The sequence below is a fragment of the Streptomyces sp. M2CJ-2 genome (assembly GCF_016757295.1).
Classification (GTDB): domain Bacteria; phylum Actinomycetota; class Actinomycetes; order Streptomycetales; family Streptomycetaceae; genus Streptomyces.
Genome location: NZ_JAESIF010000007.1, coordinates 104,635 through 127,060 on the forward strand (window position 1 = coordinate 104,635; position 22,426 = coordinate 127,060).

19 protein-coding genes are annotated in these 22,426 nt (G+C 73.2%); 15 read left to right on the plus strand and 4 right to left on the minus strand.

Going from position 1 to position 22,426, the window contains the following annotated elements; genetic code table 11:
- Positions 1 to 158 precede the first annotated feature (158 nt).
- Positions 159 to 3,017, plus strand: a complete 2,859-nt coding sequence (locus JL475_RS09135; RefSeq protein WP_202276942.1) for a helix-turn-helix transcriptional regulator — start codon at positions 159 to 161, stop codon at positions 3,015 to 3,017.
- A gap of 141 nt (positions 3,018 to 3,158) precedes the next feature.
- On the plus strand, positions 3,159 to 4,466 hold the full coding sequence (locus JL475_RS09140; protein ID WP_202276943.1) for a helix-turn-helix domain-containing protein: 1,308 nt from the start codon (positions 3,159 to 3,161) through the stop codon (positions 4,464 to 4,466).
- Here the strand turns inward: JL475_RS09140 and JL475_RS09145 are convergent.
- On the minus strand, positions 4,441 to 5,649 hold the full coding sequence (locus JL475_RS09145) for an erythromycin esterase family protein (protein WP_202276944.1): 1,209 nt from the start codon (positions 5,647 to 5,649) through the stop codon (positions 4,441 to 4,443). The genes JL475_RS09140 and JL475_RS09145 overlap by 26 nt on opposite strands.
- 58 nt (positions 5,650 to 5,707) lie before the next feature.
- On the opposite strand from JL475_RS09145, the gene JL475_RS09150 reads away from it, so the two are divergent.
- The 6 genes from JL475_RS09150 to JL475_RS09175 all read left to right on the plus strand — a co-directional run bounded on the left by JL475_RS09150 (position 5,708) and on the right by JL475_RS09175 (position 11,532).
- Entirely contained in the window at positions 5,708 to 6,442 is a 735-nt protein-coding gene (locus tag JL475_RS09150) for a TioE family transcriptional regulator (RefSeq protein WP_202276945.1), read from the plus strand.
- Between the two features lie 160 nt (positions 6,443 to 6,602).
- Entirely contained in the window at positions 6,603 to 7,385 is a 783-nt protein-coding gene (locus JL475_RS09155) for an ABC transporter ATP-binding protein (protein WP_202276946.1), read from the plus strand.
- On the plus strand, positions 7,382 to 8,194 hold the full coding sequence (locus tag JL475_RS09160) for an ABC transporter ATP-binding protein (protein WP_202276947.1): 813 nt from the start codon (positions 7,382 to 7,384) through the stop codon (positions 8,192 to 8,194). Before JL475_RS09155 ends, JL475_RS09160 begins: the two co-directional genes overlap by 4 nt.
- Positions 8,191 to 9,087 (plus strand): branched-chain amino acid ABC transporter permease, encoded by an 897-nt coding sequence (locus JL475_RS09165; protein ID WP_202276948.1) that lies wholly within the window; start codon positions 8,191 to 8,193, stop codon positions 9,085 to 9,087. The genes JL475_RS09160 and JL475_RS09165 overlap by 4 nt, the downstream gene beginning before the upstream one ends.
- Entirely contained in the window at positions 9,080 to 10,249 is a 1,170-nt protein-coding gene (locus JL475_RS09170; RefSeq protein WP_202276949.1) for a branched-chain amino acid ABC transporter permease, read from the plus strand. Before JL475_RS09165 ends, JL475_RS09170 begins: the two co-directional genes overlap by 8 nt.
- Positions 10,246 to 11,532, plus strand: a complete 1,287-nt coding sequence (locus tag JL475_RS09175) for an ABC transporter substrate-binding protein (RefSeq protein ID WP_202276950.1) — start codon at positions 10,246 to 10,248, stop codon at positions 11,530 to 11,532. Before JL475_RS09170 ends, JL475_RS09175 begins: the two co-directional genes overlap by 4 nt.
- Positions 11,533 to 11,643: 111 nt before the next feature.
- On the opposite strand, the gene mgrA is transcribed toward JL475_RS09175, so the two are convergent.
- Positions 11,644 to 12,687 (minus strand): L-glyceraldehyde 3-phosphate reductase, encoded by a 1,044-nt coding sequence (gene mgrA, locus JL475_RS09180; RefSeq protein WP_202276951.1) that lies wholly within the window; start codon positions 12,685 to 12,687, stop codon positions 11,644 to 11,646.
- A 246-nt stretch (positions 12,688 to 12,933) separates the two neighbouring features.
- Here mgrA and JL475_RS09185 point away from each other — a divergent pair, with 246 nt between their 5' ends.
- Positions 12,934 to 13,518, plus strand: a complete 585-nt coding sequence (locus JL475_RS09185; RefSeq protein ID WP_202276952.1) for a snapalysin family zinc-dependent metalloprotease — start codon at positions 12,934 to 12,936, stop codon at positions 13,516 to 13,518.
- A gap of 275 nt (positions 13,519 to 13,793) precedes the next feature.
- Here JL475_RS09185 and JL475_RS09190 read toward each other — a convergent pair whose 3' ends face one another.
- Positions 13,794 to 14,972: a S1 family peptidase gene (locus tag JL475_RS09190; RefSeq protein ID WP_202276953.1), complete on the minus strand. Its 1,179-nt coding sequence runs from the start codon at positions 14,970 to 14,972 to the stop codon at positions 13,794 to 13,796.
- A gap of 283 nt (positions 14,973 to 15,255) precedes the next feature.
- Between JL475_RS09190 and JL475_RS09195 the strand changes: the two genes are divergently transcribed.
- The 6 genes from JL475_RS09195 (at position 15,256) to JL475_RS09220 (ending at position 19,979) form a co-directional block, all read left to right on the plus strand.
- Complete coding sequence (locus JL475_RS09195; RefSeq protein ID WP_202276954.1) at positions 15,256 to 15,441, plus strand: hypothetical protein; 186 nt, start codon at positions 15,256 to 15,258, stop codon at positions 15,439 to 15,441.
- Positions 15,438 to 16,088 carry an HD domain-containing protein gene (locus JL475_RS09200; protein ID WP_202276955.1) on the plus strand — a complete coding sequence of 217 codons (651 nt, stop codon included), beginning with the start codon at positions 15,438 to 15,440 and terminating at the stop codon, positions 16,086 to 16,088. The genes JL475_RS09195 and JL475_RS09200 overlap by 4 nt, the downstream gene beginning before the upstream one ends.
- Positions 16,089 to 16,183: 95 nt before the next feature.
- Positions 16,184 to 17,182, plus strand: a complete 999-nt coding sequence (locus tag JL475_RS09205) for a GlxA family transcriptional regulator (RefSeq protein WP_202276956.1) — start codon at positions 16,184 to 16,186, stop codon at positions 17,180 to 17,182.
- Between the two features lie 241 nt (positions 17,183 to 17,423).
- The gene (locus tag JL475_RS09210; RefSeq protein ID WP_202276957.1) at positions 17,424 to 17,813 is read left to right on the plus strand and encodes a hypothetical protein; all 390 of its coding nucleotides are present in this window, start codon (positions 17,424 to 17,426) and stop codon (positions 17,811 to 17,813) included.
- Between the two features lie 130 nt (positions 17,814 to 17,943).
- Positions 17,944 to 19,041, plus strand: a complete 1,098-nt coding sequence (locus tag JL475_RS09215; RefSeq protein ID WP_202276958.1) for a GNAT family N-acetyltransferase — start codon at positions 17,944 to 17,946, stop codon at positions 19,039 to 19,041.
- Between the two features lie 485 nt (positions 19,042 to 19,526).
- Entirely contained in the window at positions 19,527 to 19,979 is a 453-nt protein-coding gene (locus JL475_RS09220) for an ATP-binding protein (RefSeq protein ID WP_202276959.1), read from the plus strand.
- 33 nt (positions 19,980 to 20,012) lie between these two features.
- Here JL475_RS09220 and JL475_RS09225 read toward each other — a convergent pair whose 3' ends face one another.
- Entirely contained in the window at positions 20,013 to 22,412 is a 2,400-nt protein-coding gene (locus tag JL475_RS09225) for an excinuclease ABC subunit UvrA (RefSeq protein ID WP_202276960.1), read from the minus strand.
- Positions 22,413 to 22,426 lie beyond the last annotated feature (14 nt).

Below are 22,426 nucleotides of genomic sequence, written 5' to 3' on the forward strand. Positions count from 1 at the left end.
GTGCGGGTGCACCACCGGGGGCTGCTCAACTTGGTCCCCAGCACACTCCATTCCCTGCTTCTGTGACGAAAAGTCGCTGGTAGAGCGGTGGTTGGGCTGGTTCGTGCGCGCGGACGGAAACCTTCCGCCGTTTCTTACGCGTGAGTAACGTCACGGAGATGACCGGACAGACGACCCCCGGACCCGCTCCGCTCCAGTACCGCCCGGGCCCCCGCCGGCAGGCGCTCGCCGCGCTGCTGGACGGTCTGCGCACCCACGGCGGCGCCCATGTCGTGACCGGTGAACCAGGTGGCGGACGTACGGCCTTCCTGGAGTTCGCCGCACGCTCCTTCCGCGCCGGACCGGTGTGGCACGTCCGAGCCGATCCGGCCCGGGCCCCGCGGCCGCACAGCGGTCTGCGCACCCTGCTGCGTGCCGCCGGCCGCTCCGTGCGCCTGTCCGACGACGGTACGGCGGACAAGGTGTTCCTGGACGTCCTGTGCGAGGCGTCGGCCCGTTCGGCCCTGCTGGTGTGCGTGGACGACGCGCACCTGTGGGACCCCGCCTCGCGCGCCGTGCTGGGCAGGGCGGCGGCACGCGTGCACGCGGCGGACGGCGCCCACCGGGTCGGGCTGCTCCTCACCGTCCCGGGGCACCGGCCCGTGGACCCGGAGTTGGCCGGGCTGCCGGTGCTGGAGCTCGCCCCGCTCACGCCCGGGGACGCAGTGGGACTCCTGCACGACCTGACGGACGGTGCCGTCGACCCCGCGGTCCGCGACGAACTGGTGATCGAGGCACAGGGCAATCCCGCACTGCTGGTGGCCCTGACCCACCGCCTCTCGCCCGACCGACTCCGCGGTCGGCGCGCGCTGCCCCGCCCACCGGCCGACGCCGGGACACTGGCCGCCGTCGCCGGCGGGTGCCTGACCGGTGTGCGGCCCGACCACGCCGACCTGCTGTTGTCGGTCGCGGCGGCGACACGTGTCACGGGTGAGCCGGATGCGGACGCGTCGCTCGTACGGCGGGCGGCGGCCGTGCTCGGAGGGCGGGGGGAGGTGCCGGGCGCGGGAGCGGCTGCCACCGCCGTACCGGTGCCGCACGCCGAACCACCCCTTGACGAAGAGGAGTTGCCCGAGCTGCTCGTGCTCCTCGAGGGCCGGATCCGGTTCCGCAGCGTGCTGCTCGGCAGGGCGGTGTACGCCGGTGCGCCGCCCGAACGCCGCCGCTCCGCGCACCGGGCGCTGGCCGGGGCGCTCCCGGTACCGCACGGCGTGCCCGCCCTGCTGCACCGCTCGTGGACCGTCCCGGGCCCCCACGCCGGCCTTGCTGCGGAACTGGCCGCTGCCGCGGCCGACGTGACGTCCGGGCTGCCGCCCGGTGTGCGCCGCACGGCCCAGGTGCGTGCCGCCGAACTGACACCGGACGGCGCGGAGCGCGCACACCGGTACACGGCCGCCGCGGAACAGGCCCTGCTCGCCGGGCATCCGTCCGAGGCCCTGCGGCTGCTCGACGCCGCCGCGACCTGCCCGGCGCCGGCCCCGGTGCGGGGCCGTGCCGAACTGCTCCGTGCCCGGGTGCTCCTGGCCGACGGCCCGGTGGACGACGCCCGCGAGTCCTTCCTGCTGGCCGCCTCCCTCCTCGCGGACCCGAGCCCCGCGGAGTCCGGCGCGGCAGTCCTCGGCGCGGCGGACGCGGCGTGGGCCGCGGGCGACCCGGCGGCCTGCCTCCGCGCCCTCGCCCACGAGGCCCCGCCCGGGTCCGGAGAGACGACCGCCCCGCCCGGGACCGAGAACCACGGCGCGGTCGCCCTGCTCCGCGACCACCGGGACGGTATGCGGGCGGTCCTCCAGGGGCGGTTCGACCTTGCCGCCGCCCCGTTGACCCGGGTGGTGGAGCGGGGCCGTCCCGCCACCGAGCCCGAGCGGCTGCTGCGTTCGGCCGCCGCGGCACTCATGCTCGGCGACGTGACCGCCGCCCGGCGGGCCGGGGCGCGGGCGCTGGCCGCGGCACGCACCCCGAGGGCCGCCGCCCTCGAACCGAGGGCCCTGGAATACCTGGCCTACGCCGAACTGCGCGCCGGCCGCCACCAACTCGCCCGGACCCACGCGGAGGAGGGGCTGCGCGCCGCGCGCCGGACCGGGCAGCGGAACACGGCCGCCCATCACCACGCGGTGCTGGCCCTTGCGGCATCGATCGAAGGGGCGCAGGAACGCGTCGCCGAGCACACGGCGACCGCGCTCGCCACGGCCCGGCGGCACGGACTGGCGCAGGCCGCCATGCTCGCCCAGTCGGCGGCGGCCCGCGCCGCCCTGGGTGCGGGCCGCCCCCGCGAGGCCGCCGACCGGCTCGGCCCCCTGGTGCGCCCCGGTGCGCGGCGCGGGCACTTCGCGGTGTGGATGCTTGCCGTCCCCTGCTTCGTGGAGGCCGCCGCACTGGCCGGGCAGCCCGAGAGCGCCCGCGCGGTGGTCGAGGACTTCGCGCTGTGGTCCGAGTGCGGCGCGGACCCGCAGGCTCCCGCCCAACTCCTGCGCTGCCGCGCCCTGCTTGCCGCCCCGGAGGCGGCCGACGAGCTGTACCTGCGGGCCCTGGACCGGCACGACGAGACGTCCGGCGACTTCGAACGGGCCCGCACCGAACTGCTGCACGGCAAGTGGCTGCGTCGCCGTCGCCGGCTGCGTGAGGCACGGGCGCGGCTCGGGGAGGCGCTGGTGGACTTCGAGCGCTGCGGCGCGTACCTGTGGGCGCGTCAGGCGGGCGCGGAACTGCGCGCGGGCGGCGCGGTGCCGGCCGGGGCCGGTACCGGCGAGCCGCCCCGGCGCGACGGGCGGGACCTGTCCCGGCTGACCCCGCAGCAACTGCGGATCGCACGGTGTGTCGCCGAGGGCGCCACCAACCGGGAAGTGGCCCTGAGCCTGTCCGTCAGCACCCGCACCGTCGACTACCACCTGCGCAACGTCTTCGCGACGCTCGGCGTCCGCTCCCGGGTCGAGCTCGTCCGGCTGGTCGAACAGGCGGAAAAGGCCAGTGCACACCTCTAGGGACCGACCGGACGGTATGCGATCCTTCGGGGCAGGACGAGTCAGGTGGCGGCCGCCCACGGGCTCCGCGGCCGGCCGGTGGCCGGTACGCGGACCGCCACGCGGGTGCCGCCGGGAAGCCGACCCTGGGGGAGATGCGCGATGCGACACGCTGTACGGCCACGTGGCCTGCCCCGCCCCGGACCCGTGCCCGCACCCGCACCCGCACCCGCACCGCGGCCACGGACCCCGCGCGTGCGGTCACTGATCGACGCCGACGCGCTCCGCGTGCTGCACCGCGCCGCCCGGGTCCTGCTGGACGACCTGCCCCGGCTCACCGACCAACTGGTCGCCGTGCTCCAGGACCAGGAGCCCGCCTACCGATCGGCGATCGAGCACGATGCCGCCGAGATCTGGCAGGAGGTGCACCGCTCACTGCGGCACAGCATCTCCTCGCTGCTGGACCCGCGCGGCGCCCGCGACGCCGCGCGCCACTGTTCCTGGAAGATCGGCACCACACGCGCCGAGCAGGGGCTGCCGCTGGACGCGGTGCTGCACGCCTTCCGCCTCGGTGGCTCCCTGGTGTGGCAGGGCCTGGTCGACGAGACCTCCCGGACGGCCCCCGAGGACGTGCGGCTGCTGGTGCACGTGGCGTCGGACGTGTGGCACTTCGTCGACGAGCACTGCACCGTCGTGGCGGACGCCTACCGGCAGACCGAGCGGCAACTGGCCTGGCGGCGGGAGAACAGGGTGCGGCTGCTGACCGCGGCGCTGCTGGACGGAACCAGCAGGATCGCCGACCTGCCCGAGGCCGCGCTCGCGCTGGAGCTTCCGGAGCAGGGCCGGTACGTGGTCGTCGCGGTCGGCGGTGGCGGCCTCACCGCCTGTCCCGGTGCCCAAGCGGTCCTCGCTCCGGGTGTGCGCGTGCACTGGCACACGGGGGTGGACGCGGACCACGGCATCGTGCGGGTCGGCGACGACACGGAGCCGGTGGTGGCGGACGAGCAGCCGCCGGGCGTACGGGTGGGGGTCAGCAGCGTCGTGGAAGGGCTCGCGGCGGTGGGAGAGGCGCGCAGGCTGGCGGACACCGCGCTGAGCCTGTGTCCGGAGACCGGCGGCACGGTCCGGCTGACGGAACACCTGCCGGCGGCGCTGGTGGTGTCGTCCCCCGACCTCGGTACCGCTCTGGCCGACCGGCTGTTCGGTCCGCTGGCGCACCTCGAGCCCGCCGACGCGGAGATCCTGCTGGACACCCTGGCCACCTGGCTGGCCTGCGACGGATCGGCCCAGCGGGCGAGCAGACGGCTGTACTGCCACCGCAACACCGTCCTCAACCGCCTGCGCCGTTACGAACAACTGACAGGGCGTTCCCTCTCCCGCCCCTTCGACCTGGTCGAGGTCACCCTCGCCCTGACCGCCCGCAGACTCCTCCCGCGCCGAGCGCTCACCGGACCTGTGGGACGTCCTTGACGAACACCACCCCGTCGATCCCGGTCAGGTGGGCCGGGTCGAGCGGCATGTAGCCGAACCAGGGGGACTCCCTGGGAGCGGGCGGCCGGTCGCCGAGGAGGCCGGCCAGCAGGGTGCCGTCGACGACGCAGCGGTCCTCCGGAAGCGCGTACAGGAGTCCTTCGAGGCTGTCCGCCGGCGGGGTGTCCACTCCCCGGTGGCGGATGGTGCCCAGGGCCGTGGCCAGGAAGGCGTACTCCTCGCCCAGGCGGGCGTTCACGAGCGCACCGGCGCTCCACCACTCCAGCAGCGGCTGGTCCCACATGCGCATCGTGCTCTTCTCCCGCTGGAGATGGGCGTTGTGCGCGAAGACCAGGGTCGGGCCCCGTTCGGCGAGGGCGAGGAGGTTGTCGGCCATCATCCGGTCCCGCTGACCCAGCAGCCGGGTCATGCGGCCCGGTGAGGTGTCGGCCAGCCAGTAGTGGTAGCGCAGCAGGCCGGTGGCGGTGCGCCCGTGCAGGCGCGCCCTCTCCCAGTCGTCCCGCGAGGTCGCCGCGATCAGGTGCGGTGTCTCGGCCTCGAGCAGCGCCACCAGGTCGTCGGCGAGCAGCAGCAGCTCCCCGGCCTCGGCCGACCGCCCCACGGACCGGGCCGGGTCCGTCATGACGGCGGGATGGGTCCACCGGTCGTCGGCGCCGAGCAGACGGTCCAGGGTTTCCGCGGTACAGGGGAGCAGGGCCGGGGCGAGTCGGGCGGCGAGGAAGCCGTGGAGTGCGGTGAGGGCCTGCCGGGGGCTCGCGGCGCCGGTGATCTCCAGCGGGCCGTCGAAACCGGCGAAGCGGAGCCGCTCGGACGCCGGTCGGCCGTCGTTGTACTCCCGCATCCAGCACACGAGTTCGCGGTTGGCCGCGGACGCGCCGAACCCGTGGCTGAATCCGCGCTCCATGACCTCGTCGAGGGTGCCCGTGCCCGAGGTGACGTACTCGTCCACCACCAGGCCCATCAGACAGTCGCTCTCGATCGCCACGGTCCGGTAGCCCTCCCGCTCGACGAGCTGCCGGAAGACGTCGTTGCGCAGCTCGAGCAGCGTGTCCTCACCGTGGGTGGGCTCGCCGAGGGCGAGCACCCGCGGCCGGGCCCCGAGCAGCTCCGTGACGGCCGCGGCCGTCACGGCACGGGTGATGTCCTTGATGCCAGTAGTCATGCCCTCAACGCTATCGTTGAACTCACGGTGGAGACTTTCCCGCGATACCATCGGACCCGTGGGACGAAACCTTCAAAACGGGGAACGGCTCAGGCCGATCGACCTGGCACGCGGGCACGGTCTGTCCACGCAGGCCGTCCGGAACTACGAGGAGGCCGGCATCCTCCCGCCCGCCGACCGCACCCCCCACGGCTACCGCGCCTACACCCCGCTGCACGCGCGTGCCCTGCGCACCTTCCTCGCCCTGGTGCCCGGCCACGGCCACGCGGTGGCGACGTCGATCATGCGGGCCGTGAACCGGGGCGCGGTCGACGAGGCCCTGCGGACCGTCGACGAGAGCCACGCCCAACTGCTCGACGACCGGCGGACCCTGCAGGCGGTGGAACGAGCCCTCGGCGACCTGGCCCCCACCACGGCGCCCGGACCCGGCCCGGCGGTGTCCGGGACCGGCGGACGGTTCATCGGGCCGCTGGCGGGAGAGCTCGGCATCCGGCCCGCGACACTGCGCAAGTGGGAGCGCGCCGGGCTGGTGAGCCCGCGCCGCGACCCGGTGACCGGTTACCGCGTCTACGAGGAGGCCGACGTACGGGACGCCCGGCTGACCCACCAACTCAGGCGGGGCGGCTACCTGTTGGAGCAGATCGCCCCGATCGTCGCGCAGGTGCGGTCGGCCGGCGGGCCGGAACCGCTGGAAGCGACACTGCACGACTGGCACGGCCGGCTGTCCGCCCGCGGGCGGACCATGCTGACCGGGGCGGCCGAACTGGAGGCCTACCTCCGCGCCCGCGGCTGAACCCGGTCCTGGGCAGCCGCACAACCCGCGGCAGCCCCTGTTGGGACGGCGCAGCGAGCGGGGCCCGGAGCCTGTACCGGCCGTTCGCGCCCGTGGTGTCGTGAGCTCCCCTTGCCGTCCACGCCGTCGCCGCCGTGCGGCACGGCCCCGAGGAGCCGTGATGCCCCAAGCACCACCGGACGACCGGCCCGCGCTGTGCGTCGAGAACGTCGACGTGACGTACGGGCGAGCCCTGTCCGCCCTCCGCTCCGTCTCCCTGACCGTGCCGCACGGCGGCGTCGTCACCCTGCTCGGCGCCAACGGCGCGGGCAAGACGACCCTGCTGCGCGCCGTCTCCGGCACGCTGCGCCTGCACCGTGGCACGATCACGGCCGGCCGCATCCGCTACGGCGACACCGTGCTCGACGGCAGGGACCCGGTGACGGCGGTACGCGCCGGCGTCGTCCAAGTCCCCGAGGGGCGTCGGGTGTTCGCCGGGCTCACGGTCGACGAGAACCTCCGCAGCGGCGGCCTGGGACTCGGCCGGCGCGGCCGGGACCAGGTCCACGAGGCGCGGGAGCGCGTGTTCGCGCTCTTCCCCCGGCTCGCCGAACGCACCCACCAGGCCGCGGGCCTGCTGTCCGGGGGCGAGCAGCAGATGCTCGCCATCGGCCGCGCCCTGATGGCCGCCCCCCGACTGCTGCTCCTCGACGAGCCCTCCCTCGGCCTCGCGCCGCAGATGGTGCAGCGGATCGCCGAGGTGATCCGCGAGATCAACACCCAGGGCACCGCAGTGCTCCTGGTCGAGCAGAACGCGGGCATGGCACTCTCCCTCGCCGATCACGCCCATGTCCTCGAGGTCGGCGAGACCCGCCTGTCCGGCCCCGCCGACGAACTCGCCCGCACCGACGCCGTACGCCGCCTCTACCTGGGCGAGGCCGCCGAGGACCAGGGGGCCGCGTGAACGACCGCACCGCCACCGCACCGCCCGCGCCCCCCGTGCTCGACGTACGGGGCGTCACCGTGCGCTTCGCCGGAATCACCGCGCTCGACGACGTCTCCTTCACCGTCGCCCCGGGCTCGGTGCACGCGCTCATCGGCCCCAACGGCGCCGGCAAGTCGACCTGCTTCAACGTACTGTCCGGGCTGTGCCGTCCGTCGGCCGGCACGGTGGCACTCGGCGACACCGAGCTGACCCGGCTCGCCCCGCACCGCATCGCCGCGCTCGGCGTGGCCCGCACCTTCCAGAACATCGTCACCACCCAGGGCACGGTCGCCGACAACCTGATGCTCGGCCGCCACGCCCTGTCCCGATCCGGCTTCGCCGCCGGTGCGCTGCGTCTGCCACGAGCCGTGCGGGAACAGCGCGAGCACCTCGCCCGGGTCCGCGAGATCGCCGAACTGACCGGTCTCGGCGCCCACTTCGACAGCCCCGTGGCGCTGCTGCCGTACGGCGACCGCAAGCGCGTGGAACTCGCCCGCGCCCTCTGCCTGGAACCGCGCGTGCTGCTGCTCGACGAACCGGTGGCGGGCATGAACTCCGCCGAACGCACCCGCACGGCCGAGGTCGTGGGCGAACTGCGGTCCGAACTCGGCCTGTCCGTCCTCCTGGTGGAGCACGACATGGGACTGGTCATGCGCCTCGCCGACGACGTCACCGTGCTCGACTTCGGCCGCCCCATCGCCCACGGCACCCCCGACGAGGTCCGCCAGGACCCCGAGGTGCTGCGCGCCTACCTCGGCACCGACACCCAGAGGAAGGACGCGGCATGACCGGCTTCCTGGACAACGTCCTCGGCGGCATCGCGCTCGGCGCGGTCTACGCGCTGGTCGCCCTCGGCTTCGTCGTCATCTTCAAGGCGTCCGGCGTCCTCAACTTCGCCCACGGCTCCCTGCTCCTGTTCGGCGGATACCTCACCGCCGTCCTGCACGACGACCTCGGCTTCGCCGGCGCGCTGGCGCTGGCGGTCCTCACCACCGCGGCCCTCGCGGGCGCGCTCGACCGGTTCCTGCTGCAACGCGGCGGACAGGACGCGCACTCCGCCCATGTGCAGACCATCGTCACCATCGGCGTCGACATCGTCCTGCTGACCGACCTGGCCCGGCGCATCGGCGGCGACCTGCTGTCCCTGGGCGACCCGTGGGGCGACGCGGTGACCGAACTGGGGCCGGTGACCGTCGCCGACAGCCGGCTCGCGGCGATCGTGGTGTCCGCGGTGGTCATCGGCGCCGTGTTCGCGCTCTTCCGGTTCACCTCGTGGGGGCTGTCCCTGCGTGCGGCGACGGAGGACCTGGAGGCCGCCGCCCTGATGGGGGTACGGCTCAGCCGGGTGCGGGCAGGCGCCTGGTGCCTGGCGGGCGCGCTCGCCGCGCTGGCCGCGGTGTTCCTCGCCGCGTTCCCGGCACCGGGCCTGGAGCGCACCACCGGCCAGATCGCCCTCAACGCGTTCCCGGCCGCGATCCTCGGCGGGCTGGCCTCCCCGACCGGAGCCCTGGCGGGCAGCCTGCTCATCGGCCTGACCGAGGCGCTGGTCGTCGGCCACCAGTCCGACCTGCACGTCCTCGGTGAGGGCTTCGGCGACGTCGCCCCGTACGCCGTGATGCTGCTGGTGCTCCTGGTGCGGCCCGCCGGGCTGTTCGGCGCGAAGGGAGCGGCCCGTGTCTGACCGTCTCCTCGGCGCCCTGACCCACCGCCCGGTCCGCATCCTGCTCCTCGCCGCCGTCCTGTGCCTCCCGCCGTTCTACCTGGACGCCTTCTGGCTCCGCATCGGCCTGTTCTCCATGGCGGCGGCCATCGGCGCCGTCGGCCTCGCCCTGCTCACCGGAACGGCGGGCCAACTCTCTCTCGGCCACGCCTTCTTCCTCGCCGTCGGCGCCTACGGCTACGCCTGTCTGGCGGGCGAGCCCGGACCGGGACTGCCCCCGGCCCTCGCCGCACTCCTCGCCGTGGCGCTCACCGGAGCGGCGGGCGGGCTGTTCAGCCCCGTCGCCGCCCGGGTGAAGGGCATCTACCTGGGCATCGCCACCCTCGCCCTGGTCTTCCTCGGCCACCACGTCCTGCTGACCGCCGACTCCGTCACCGGCGGATTCAACGGCCGCTCCGTGCCCCCGCTCACCCTCGGCGGCTTCACCTTCGCGGAGAGCGACCCCGAACTGACCGTGCTCGGGGTGCCGTTCGGTGCGGAGGAGCGGTTGTGGTTCCTGGGCCTGGCGCTGTTCGGGTTCACCTGGTTCACCGCCCGCGGCCTGCTGCGCGGCCGTTCCGGGCGGGCACTGGCCGCCCTGCGCGACAGCGAGACCGCGGCGGCGGTGATGGGCGTCGACGTCGCCCGCCACCGCTCGGCGGCCTTCGTGGTGTCGTCCATGTACGCGGGCCTGGCGGGCGTGCTCCTCGCACTCTCCTTCCGCCGGGTCGTCCCGGACTACTTCTCCCTGGTCCTCTCCGTCGACTACCTCGCCATGATCGTCATCGGCGGGCTCGGCTCCGTCGCCGGAGCCACCGCCGGCGCCGTGTTCGTCACCGCGCTCCCGCTGTTGATGACCCGCTACGCCGACCAGCTCCCGCTGGTGGCCGCCCCGGGATCGGGGGAGGGCTCCGTGGGCCCCACCGAGGCCGCCCGCTATCTCTACGGCGCCGCGATCGTCGTCGTCCTGCTGTACGCGCCCGACGGGCTGCACGGCCTGGCCCGCCGGGTCCGCGACCGCGTAGGACGCAGCCGCCCCCGTGCCCCCGCCACGGACTCAGCCGACCCAGCCGGCTCAACCGACTCAGTTTCCTCGCCCCCGCAACCGGCCGCAGCCGCACGATCCAAGGAGCACACCCCGTGAACACCACGCATCACCGGCCCCGCGACCGGCGCCGCACCGCCCCCGCCGCGCTCGCCGGCGCCCTCGCCCTGCTGCTCGCGGCCACCGGATGCAGCTCCAAGGCGGACGACGGCAACGGGGGCGGCGACGTTGCCGACGGGGTCCGCACCGGCCCCGGCGTCAGTGCCGAGACCATCAGGCTGGGCGCCCTCACCGACCTGACCGGCCCCTACGCCACGCTCGGCAAGAGCATCGTGCAGGCCCAGCAGATGTGGGCCGACGAGACCAACGCCGACGGCGGCATCTGCGACCGCGAGGTGGAGATCGTCGTCAAGGACCACGGCTACGACGTGCAGAAGGCGGTCACCGCCTACGCCGACATCGCCCCGGACGTCGTCGCCCTGCCCCAGGTCATCGGCTCGCCGGTCGTCGCCGCCCTGCTCGACGACATCGAACGCGACAGGATGCTCACCTTCCCTCAGGCCTGGGCGGCCTCCCTGCTCGGCAAGGACGCCATCCAGGTCCTCGGTACCACCTACGACGTCGACATGATCGCCGCGGTCGACTTCCTCACCCGCACCAAGGGGCTGAAGAAGGGCGACACCATCGGCCACGTCTACTTCGAGGGCGACTACGGCGCCAACGCGCTGGAAGGTTCCACCTGGGCGGCGGAGCAGGCCGGGCTGAAGGTGGCCGGCCAGAAGATCCAGGCCACGGACACCGACCTGTCCGCGCAGGTCTCGGCCCTGCGCAAGGAGGGCGTGAAGGCCGTCCTGATCAGCGCGGGACCCGCCCAGACGGCCTCCCTCGTCGGCGTCGCCGCCTCCCGCGGCCTGCGCGTCCCCGTCGTCAGCAGCGCGCCGGGCTACGCGCCCCAGCTGATGGAGACCCCCGCCGCACCGGCGCTGGCGGCCATGCTGCACATCGTGAGCGCCGCGCCCGCCGTCAGTTCCGAACTGCCGGGCGTGCAGCGCATGGTGGCGTCGTACAAGAAGAAGTACCCGGACTCGCCGGTCGACTCCGGAGTGCTGTCCGGCTACAACGCCGCGCAGCTCATGGGCGCCGACCTGAAGGCGGCCTGCGAGGCGGGCGGCCTCAGCCGCGAGGACGTGGTCACGGCGCACCGCTCCCAGAAGAACGCCGACACCGGCCTCGGCACCGCGCAGAACTTCTCCGAGGTCGACCGTCCGGCGAGCGTCGAGACGTATGTGCTCAAGCCCGACGCGCAGGCGGTGGGCAGCGTGGTGAACGCCGAGGAGGCGCACACGGCCCCGGGCGTCGAGAAGTACCTCTCCTCGCGTTAGGCACGCGGCACGACCGAGGCGGCCCCGGCTGTTCCCGAGAGGGAGGCGCCGGGGCCGCCGAGAACGGCCCCGACCGGCCGGTCCCGCGCGAGGACGAGCCGGTGGTCCGGCTCAGCCCATGGTGCCGAGACGGGCCTCGCGCCACAGGTCGACGCCGCCGTCGGTGGCGTACTTGTCGATCTCGGCCAGCTCCTCGTCGCCGAAGTCCAGGTTCTCCAGCGCGGCGACGTTCTGCTCCAGCTGCTCGGTGCGGGACGCGCCGATGACCAGTGAGGTGACACGCCGGTCCCGCAGGGCCCAGGCCAGCGCCATCTGGGCGAGCGTCTGCCCGCGGCGGGCCGCGATGTCGTTGAGGGCGCGCAGCCGGTGCAGCATGTCGTCCGTCAGCCATGCGGCGTCGAACGACTTGCCTTGCGTCGCCCGTGAACCCTCCGGCACACCGTCCAGATACCGTCCGGTCAGCAGACCCTGCGCCAGCGCGGTGAACCCGATGATTCCGAAGCCCTCCTCCTGGGCCACGTCCAGCAGTCCCTCCGTCTCGATCCAGCGGTTCAGCATGCTGTACGACGGCTGGTGGATCAGCAGTGGAGTTCCCAGGTCCCGGAGGATGGCGACCGCCTGCCGGGTGCGCTCGGCGTCGTAGGAGGAGATGCCGACGTACAGGGCCTTGCCCTGGCGGACCGCGGTGTCGAGCGCGCCCATGGTCTCCTCGAGGGGAGTGGTGGCGTCGAGCCGGTGGGAGTAGAAGATGTCCACGTAGTCCAGGCCCATGCGCTCCAGCGACTGGTCCAGGGAGGCGAGCAGGTACTTGCGTGAGCCGCCGCCCTGGCCGTAGGGACCCGGCCACATGTCCCAGCCCGCCTTGGTGGAGATCACCAGCTCGTCCCGGTACGGGGCCAGGTCCTGCTTCATCAGTCGGCCGAAGTTGATCTCCGCGGCCCCGTAGGGCGGGCCGTAGTTGTTCGCCAGGTCGTGGTGGGTGATGCCGAGGTCGAAGGCGCGCAGGGCGATCTCACGCTGGGTCTCGAAGGCCCGGTCGTCGCCGAAGTTGTGCCAGTAGCCCAGGGACAGCAGGGGGAGGTCGAGTCCCGAACGCCCGGTGCGCCGGTAGCGCATGGTGCCGTCGTAGCGCTCGGGATTGATGACGTGGTTCATCTGGTGTTCTCCGGGTGCGATGCAGGAATGTCCCGTGGGACGTGGGAACCCTGTCCACACTGCCTCCGCGTGATCCGGAAGTCCAACCGATCCTTCGCACAGGACTCAGCGACGCGGCTTCTGAATCCTGGGGGGCCGTTGCCGGACGGGCGGGGGCCGATTGACGGATTGCCGCCCTCGCCCGACGGGCAGGGAGGCTCCGAGTGTCATGAGCACGACTGCCCTTCCCCCACAAGGAGGTCGACCATGCGCATCCGTACGCTGACCGGAAGCCTGGCCGCGGTTCTGGTGATGTCCTTCCCCCTGTTGTCGGGCGGCCAGGCCGTGGCCGCCCCGTCCGGTGTGCCCGAGCAGTCCCTGGCTGCCCGTGTGCTCACCTACGACGCGAGCGGCTCCGCGGAGTTCAGGTCCGCCGTCGACCGCGGCGCGGCGGTCTGGAACGAGAGCGTCGCCGCCGTGGAACTCCGCCCGGCCGCGTCCGGACAGCGCGCCGACGTCCGGGTCCTGGCGGACAACGGCTGGCCCCGCGCCCTGCCCACCGGTCTGGGCGGCGGCACCGTCTACATCGGCCGCCAGGCCGTGAACCAGGGATACGACACGATCCGCATCTCGGCCCACGAGCTCGGGCACATCCTGGGCCTGCCGGACCGCAAGCCGGGCCCCTGTTCCAGCCTGATGTCCGGCTCCAGCGCGGGAACCGCGTGCACCAACCGCTACCCGAACGCGGCGGAGAAGGCGACGGTCGAGAAGAACTTCGCGGGCGCCCTCTCCGGCACGGGCGTGACGGAACAGGCGGGACCGACGCCACGAGCCGTGCTGATCAGGGACTGACCGGCGGCGCCACCGCACCCACCGGACCACCTGCCGTGCCGCTCACCCGCCCGATGTGACTGCCCGAGGCGAGTGTGGTTATGATTGACGCACGTCAAGGCGCCGGAACTCCCGGAGCCAGAGCGTGCGTTGGTGGTCCAAGGAAAGACGCCCCGCTTCCTGCGGGGAGATGCAGGTGCAAGGCCTGCCCAGCGCTCCACCACAAGCCCGGTTCCCGAACGATGTGTTCGGGAACCGGGCTTGCGTCATCGGTGCCACGTGCCCCCTGGAGTGGGTCAGGCCGTGTGCAGGGTCAGGCCGTAGCGGCCCAGGATCTCGTTGATCGGCTGGAACCAGGTCTCGCCCCCGCCGGAACAGTTGCCCCAGCCACCGGAGGTGACGCCCTGCGCCTGGTCACCGCTGATGAACGAGCCGCCCGAGTCGCCGGGTTCGGCGCAGACGCTCGTCTTCGTCATCTGATGCACCGCGCCCTGGCTGTAGTTGACGGTCTCGTTCTTGGCCAGGACCCTGCCGCAGTGCCAGCGGGTCGTCGACCCGGAGCGGCAGATCGAGGCACCGACGGGAGCCTCGTTCGAGCCGCGCACCAGCTGGTCGGGGACCGTGCCCCAGCCGAGCACCACCGGGACCGTCCACCAGCCGCTGCCCACGTTGACCCACGCGTAGTCGTTGTCCGGGAACGAGGAACCCTGGAAGTTGCCGATGTACGAGCCGTCCCAGCCCCGCACCTGGCCGCCCACGCCGCCGCAGTGCCCGGCGGTCACGAAGCCGCCGTGCACCGAGAAGCCGATGGAACAGCGGACGTTGCCCGTGTAGTAGGGGTCGCCGCCCACCGTCCCCGCGGCGAAGGTCTCCGCGGCGGCCTCCACGGTGCGCACGGTGACCGGTCCGGCCTCGCGGGCCTCGGAGAGGAACCGCCGGACATCGTTGTCGGCCCGCTCGCCCTCGACGACGTTCACCACCACCGTGTTGGCGGTCGGATCGACGGACCAACTGCTCACGCCCGAAGGTGCGTCGAGACGGTCCAGCCGGGACTTGGCCGCGTCGAGTCGCCGTGCGCTGTGCTCGACGACGCGGACGGCCGCGCCGGAGGAACGGAGGCCGCGGAGCGTCGACGCGTCCGCGTCCGGTGTGACCGCGACGGTCAGTTTCTCGCTCTTCGCGTCGAACCAGGCGCCGCCGTAGGCGGATCCGGCGGCCTTGACCACCTCGGGTTCGAGAGCGGTGGCCCGTCGTTCGGCGGCCAGCCGCGCCTCGGCCTGGGCGGGGGACAGGCCGAAGTCCCGCTGCATCGCCTGCAACAGGGTCTCGGAGGCCGGCGCGGAATCGGCCCGGGCGGTGGATTCGGCGGAGTCGGGAATGTCACTCGCCGAGGCGGGCAGGGTGCCGGCCGCGGTCCAGCTGCCGATCATGAGCAGGGCGGCCACGCAGGCATGCGTGAGTCGGGTGCGTCTCATGGGAAGTTGCCCTTCGTCGTTCCAGCAAGGTGGGGGTGGAACAACCGCGTCTGAGAGCGCTCTCATCGGAGTTGGGCAGAGCTTAGCGGCCCCGGAGTATCAGGTCCATGCCAATGCGGGAAATCCGGTGGGGTCCGAACGGGTGACGAAGCCGGACGGCGGCGCGGAGCGGCCGGCCGGGGCCGGACCCACACCGCGGGACCCGGGCCCGGAGGAGCCGGCTATGTCCTGATCCGAGGGTGTCGTGTCCTGAAGGACGGGCGCAGTAGGGTCCTGTTCGGGGTTGAGTGGTCCCCATGCCCCCTTCTGCGTCCTCGTCGTCCTCGTCGCCCTCGTCGCCCTCGTCATGCTTGTCATCCGCGCGACCGCCCTGACAGTCCTGATGGCCCTGACCACACCGACCGTTCCGCACCACTCGGCGGCCACCGGCCGGCCGACCCGTCCGCACGACCCTGGAGTTCAGCCATGACCGACACCCCGACCACCGCCCTCGCCGGCGTCACCCTGCCCGACAGCAGTCTCGTCCGCGAAGCCACCGAACTCGTCCGGGAGGCGGCCAACGACACCGTCTACCACCACTCCCGTCGCGTCTACTTCTTCGGCACCCTGCGCGGGCAGGCCCGGGGTCTGCAGGCCGACCCCGAACTGCTCTACGTCGGCGCGATGTTCCACGACCTGGGCCTGACCGAGCGGCACCGCGACAGCAAGCAGCGGTTCGAGATCGACGGCGCCGACGAGGCCCGGGACTTCCTGCGCCGCCACGGAATCGCCGACGACGCCGCCCATCTGGTGTGGGAGGGCATCGCCCTGCACACCACCCCGGAGATCCCCTGGCACATGGCTCCCGAAGTCGCCCTGGTGACCGCGGGTGTCGAGGCCGACGTGCTGGGCATCGGCCGCGACGAGATCCCCGCTCCGGCGCTCGCCGAGGTCGTGGCCGCGCACCCCCGTCCCGACTTCAAGCGGAGCATCCTCAAGGAGTTCACGCAGGGCATCGCGCACCGCCCGGAGACCACCTTCGGCAACGTCAAGGCCGACGTCCTGGAGCGCTATGTGCCCGGATACGTGCGCCAGAACTTCGTCGACGTCATCCTGGACTCCGACTGGCCCGAGTGACCGGTCCCCGCTCTTCCCGCCCCTCCCGCCCGCTCCGAGAGCCGCGCACCAGTACCGGCGGCGGCTCTCGGCGGGATCCACCCGTCCGAGGACCCATGCCGAGCCCCTCCTCCCACACGGTCGCCGTCCTGCTGTACGAGGGTGTGCAGTTGCTGGACGTCGCCGGACCGCTGGACGCGTTCGCCGCCGCCAACGAGTACGGCGGCGGATACGACCTGCGGACCGCATCGCTGAACGGAGCGGCCGTCCGCACCAGCTCCGGCGTCCTGCTGGGCGCCGACTGCTCCGTGGACGGTCTGCCCGGGGAACTGGGCACGCTGATCGTGCCCGGGGCGCCGAACTGGCGGCCCTCGCTCCTGGACCGCGACCTGCGGCAGGCCCTCACGGCCCTCGCCACCGGTGCCCGCCGCACCGCCGCCGTGTGCGCCGGCGCCTTCCCGCTGGCCTCGACCGGCCTGCTGAACGGCCGCAGGGCAGCCACCCACTGGGAGCTGGCCCCGCACCTCGCCGACCGGTTCCCCAGGGTCCAGGTCGACGCGGACTCGATCTTCGTCCGCGACGGCACCTTCTACACCTCGGCCGGGGTCACCTCCGGCATCGATCTCACCCTCGCGCTCATCGAGGAGGACCTGGGCGCCGACGCGGCCCGTGCCGTCGCCCGGCACCTGGTGGTCTTCCTCGCCCGGCCGGGCGGGCAGTCCCAGTTCAGTGTCCGCGCCCGGATCGGCCAGCCCCGCACCCCGGCGCTGCGCACGGTGCTGGACCTCGTCACCGAGAATCCGGCGGCCGAGCACACCCTCGACTCCCTCGCCCGCCAGGTCGGGCTCAGCCCCAGGCACCTCACCCGGCTCTTCCGGGCGGAGACCGACACCTCGCCCGCGCGGTTCGTGGAGCAGGTGCGCCTGGAAGCGGCCTGCACCTTGCTGGTGACCGGGACCGACCCGCTGGACGCCGTCGCCCGGCACGCCGGATTCGGCAGCCCGGAAACCATGCGCCGGGTCTTCCAACGCGAGCTCGGCGTCACCCCCGGCGCCTACCGCACCCGCTTCAGCACCATGGCGGGCGCGGCCCACCGGCACATACCGAACGCCTGAGCCGCAGATCCTCCCGGGGACGCCCGTCGCGTCCGACGGCGTTCGACGACGTGACCGGTGATGCGGCAGTGGAGCACTGCGGCCGGGGCGCGCCGAGTGCGCCCCGTTGCGGTGCCGGGGGCTTGACGCGGCGGGACGCGCTCGGCGCTACTGGAAGGCGTCCCGGGCGGACGTTCTGGGGGGACGCCCGGTACCGGCCCGGTATGCCCGCCCCCGCCGGGATGCACGTCGGAGGTGACCGGTGCGGCCTCGATGGGCGGCGGCGATCGCTCTGCTGACGTCGATACTCCTCGCGCACCTGTACTCGCCGGTGGTCGCCGACGTGGCGGACCGGCACACGGCGACCCACCCCACGGCCGCCCCCTTCCCCACGGACGCTCAGGAGCCCGCGCCCCAACGCGTCCGCGAGCCCTCGCCCGGTACGCAGGACGCCTGCCTCCACCGCCCCCTGGCACGCTCTCCGAGGACCGCGGGCGCGACCGGAGCTGCGCACCAGACGGCGACGGACGCCCGGATGGACGCGGTTCCCCCCGAACGGGCCGCCCTCGCCCCGTATCCGCCGGGGGCCCCACGCGGCGCGGAACCGGCGGGCCCGGCCCGCGCCGCCGCATCACGGACTCTTCGCTGCTGAGCGACCGCAGTACCGCCCGAGGCCTGCACCGCGCGGCCCGCGTACTCTCCGGTGACCGCTCGCGCACCACGCCGACGCAAGGCGGCAGGCCTCCGCACGTCCCGGAAACCGTGACGACACAGGAGACCCCATGTCCCGAAAGACGTCCCGAAAGCGCGTTCTCGTTCTGCGACCGGACGAACTGGGCCCCACCGAGTACAAGACGTGGAGACACCTGCGCAGCGAATCCGGCGCACCGGAGAACCCGTTCCTCGCCCCGGCGTTCACCGCGGCCGTCGGGCGGGGCCGGCCGGGAGCCAGGGTCGCCGTACTCGAGGAGGACGGCACACCCGTCGGCTTCTTTCCGTACGAGAGAGGGCCATGGGGGCAGGGCAGGGCCATCGGGCTCGGCGTGTCGGACAGCCAGGGCGCCGTCCTGCGCCCCGGCATCCGGCTCGACCCCCGCCGCCTCCTGGCCGCCTGTGCCCTCTCCTCATGGGAGTTCGACAACCTGGAGGCCGGTCAGCACCTCTTCGTACCGCATGCCACCGCGGAACTCGCCAGCCCCGTCGTCGACATCGGCGAGGGATTCGAGTCCTACACCCGACGGCTGCGCGCGACCGCCCCCGGATTCCTCCGGCAGACCCTGGCCAAGGAACGCAGGCTCGCCCGGCAGGTCGGCGAGGTGCGGTTCGTGTACGACGCGCACGACCCGGACGCGTTACGGGCGCTGATGCGCTGGAAGTCCGCCCAGTACCGGCGCACCGGCCGCCGCGACCGGTTCGCACAGCAGCGGATCACCGCTCTGGTGGAACGGCTCGCGGGCGGCGACGACCCCGAGTGCCGTGGACTGCTCTCCGTGCTGTACGCCGCCGACCGCCCCGTGGCCGCCCACTTCGGGCTGCGCTCGCCCACGGTGCTCTCCTGGTGGTTCCCCGCCTACGACCGCGACTACGGCACATACTCCCCGGGGCTGGTGCTGCACCTGCGGATGCTGGAGGCGGCGGCGGCCGACGGGATCCGCCTGGTCGACCTGGGCAGCGGGCCGGCCCGCTACAAGGATTCGCTCAAGACCCGTGAACTGCCGGTCTACGAGGGCGCCGTGGTGCGCCCGGTGCCGGGCGGGGCCGCGTACCGGCTGAGCCGCGAACCGGCACGGGCCGCCCGCCGCTTCGTACGCGACCGCCCCCGGCTGGCCGGCGCGGTCAGGCGCACGCTGGAGGAGGCGGGCCGGCTGCACGACCGGTGAGGGCCCTCCCGTACGCCGAGGCCGGTACCCGGGGTCGCTCCCGCTGCGGGACGCCCGCGGTGACCGGGCCCGGTGCCGTGGGGCAGGTGAAAATCAGCCGTCCCGCACGCCGGGCCTTCCTCGTCGTCCTTGTCGTCCCCTCCGCGAGCCGGCTCGGGCTCACCCCCGGGCTGCTCGCATCCGGTGGTGTCACCGCGGACACCACCGGCCCGCGGCCGCCGTGGGGGCATCCGCCCGGGCCGTGAGGCTCTTCGCCGACCGGCTCCTGATCCCGCTGATCCTCGCCACGGCCACTGCGACGGTCCTCGCTCTGCGACCGGGGGTGGACGCCCCGGCACCGGGTGGCCGGAACCCCGTATGACGTGCCCGGCACATTTCGCCGAACGGACGGTGAGCGACCGCCCGGCCCGGCATGGTGGGCCGGGGAGTGGGACCGGGCATTTCGGGTAGTCGCGCGGTGTGATCGGTGAGTGAAGGCGGACCGAATGGAACTAGTTCCGGTGGACGAAGGAGACCCAGTGTCGGGCGCACCGCGACGGGTGACGTACGCCCTGGACGGTGACGGCGCGTGGATAGCGAAGGCCCGGCAGCTGGCCGCCGCGTTCCTGACGCGGGCCCGGACGGAGGACGGGCTGCCCGTCTCGGCGCGCGTGGTGGAGGTCACCCAGCTCGTGGTCAGCGAGCTGGTCACCAACGCCCGCAAGTACGCCCCCGGCCCCGTCCGGCTGGACCTGCGCATCACCGATGACGCCCTCGAGGTGATGGTCCGGGACGGCAGCGGCGTGCTGCCCGTGGCCAGGGTCGCGAACCCGGACCGGGTGGGACAGCACGGCCTGGAGATCGTGATGGCCGTCGCCCACGGACTGGAGGTGCAGCCGGAGCCGACCGGCAAACGCATCACGGCCCGCATCCCCCTCGTGGAGACGACCGGCCGCTGACGACCGGCCGCCCCCACGAGGGTGCCGCTCCTCTCAGGCGCCGACGTACGACGCGAGGTGCTCGCCGGTCAGGGTGGAGCGGGCGGCGACGAGGTCGGCGGGGGTGCCCTCGAAGACGATCCGGCCGCCGTCGTGCCCGGCGCCCGGACCGAGGTCGATGATCCAGTCGGCGTGCGCCATGACCGCCTGGTGATGCTCGACGACCACGACAGACTTGCCGGAGTCGACGAGCCGGTCCAGCAGGCCGAGCAGTTGCTCGACGTCGGCGAGGTGCAGGCCGGTGGTCGGCTCGTCGAGGAGGTAGACGCCGCCCTTCTCCGCCATGTGGGTGGCCAGCTTGAGCCGCTGCCGCTCGCCACCGGAGAGCGTGGTCAGCGGCTGGCCGAGGGTGAGGTAGCCGAGCCCCACGTCGGCGAGCCGGCCGAGGATCCGGTGCGCCGCCGGTGTGCGCGCCTCACCGGCACCGAAGAACTCCTCGGCCCGCGCCACCGACATCGCGAGCACCTCGCTGATGTCGCGGCCACCGAGGCGGTACTCCAGCACCGACGCCTGGAACCGCTTGCCCTCGCAGTCCTCGCAGGTACTGGCGACCCCGGCCATCATCGCCAGGTCGGTGAAGACGACACCGGCACCGTTGCAGGTGGGGCAGGCACCCTCCGAGTTGGCGCTGAACAGCGCCGGCTTGACGCCGTTGGCCTTCGCGAACGCCTTGCGGATCGGGTCGAGCAGCCCCGTGTACGTCGCCGGGTTGCTCCGCCGCGAGCCGCGGATCGGGCTCTGGTCGACCGAGACCACGCCCTCGCCGTCCTCCCCCTCCAGCCGGCACAACGACCCCTGCACGAGCGAACTCTTGCCGGAGCCGGCGACGCCGGTCACGACGGTGAGCACCCCGAGCGGGACGTCGACGTCGACGCCGCGCAGGTTGTGCGTCGACGCACCGCGGATCTCCAGCGCCCCGGTGGGTTTGCGCACCGACTCCTTGAGGACGGCCCGGTCGTCCAGATGACGGCCGGTGACGGTGTCGCTGCCCCGCAGCCCCTCGACGGTGCCCTCGAAACAGACGGTGCCGCCCGCCGCGCCGGCGCCGGGGCCGAGGTCGACGACATGGTCGGCGATCGCGATCGTCTCCGGCTTGTGCTCCACGACCAGCACCGTGTTGCCCTTGTCCCGCAGCCGCAGCAGCAGGTCGTTCATCCGCTGGATGTCATGGGGATGCAGGCCGGTGGTGGGCTCGTCGAAGACGTAGGTGATGTCGGTGAGCGGGGAGCCGAGATGGCGGACCATCTTCACGCGCTGCGCCTCGCCGCCCGACAGCGTGCCCGACGGCCGCTCCAGCGAGAGGTAGCCCAGCCCGATCTCCACGAACGAGTCGAGACTGTTGCCGAGGGCGGTGAGCAGCGGCGCCACCGAGGGCTCGGACAGGCCGCGGACCCACTCGGCCAGGTCCCGGATCTCCATCGCGCAGGCGTCCGCGATGGAGATGCCCTGGATCTTCGACGACCTGGCCCCCTCGCTGAGCCGGGTGCCGTCGCACTCGGGGCAGGTGGTGAAGGCCACGGCCCGCTCCACGAACGCCCGGATGTGCGGCTGCATCGACTCCTTGTCCTTCGACAGGAACGACTTCTGGATCTTGGGGATCAGTCCCTCGTAGGTGAGGTTGACTCCCTTGACCTTCACCTTGACCGGCTCCCGGTACAGGAAGTCCTGCCTCTCCTGCTCGGTGAACTCCCGGATCGGCTTGTCCGGGTCGACGAAGCCCGACTCGGCGTAGACCCCGACGGTCCAGAAGCTGTCCGACTTCCAGCCCGGGATGGTGAACGCGCCCTCGGCCAGCGACTTGGAGTCGTCGTAGAGCTGGGTGAGGTCGATGTCGGAGACGGTGCCCCGGCCCTCGCAGCGCGTACACATGCCGCCGGTGCGCTGGTAGGTCGCCTTCACCGCCTTCTTGTTGCCGCGCTCGACGGTGATCGCCCCGCTCGCCCGGACCGAGGCGGTGTTGAAGGAGTACGCGCCGGGCGGGCCGATGTGCGGCGTGCCGAGCCGGCTGAAGAGGATGCGCAGCATCGCGTTGACGTCGGTGGCGGTGCCGACCGTCGAACGGGGGTCGGACCCCATCCGCTGCTGGTCGACGATGATCGCGGTGGTCAGACCCTCGAGGACGTCGACCTCGGGCCGGGCCAGGGTCGGCATGAACCCCTGCACGAAGGCGCTGTAGGTCTCGTTGATCAGCCGCTGGGACTCCGCGGCGACCGTGTCGAACACCAGCGAGCTCTTGCCCGAGCCGGAGACGCCGGTGAACACGGTCAGCCGGCGCTTGGGGATCTCGACGCTGACATCCTTGAGGTTGTTCACGCGTGCGCCGTGCACGCGGATCAGTTCGTGGCTGTCGGCACCGTGCGGCGCGGCCGGCCGCGTCTTCGTCCTCATGGCCATGCTGGTGGTGTCTT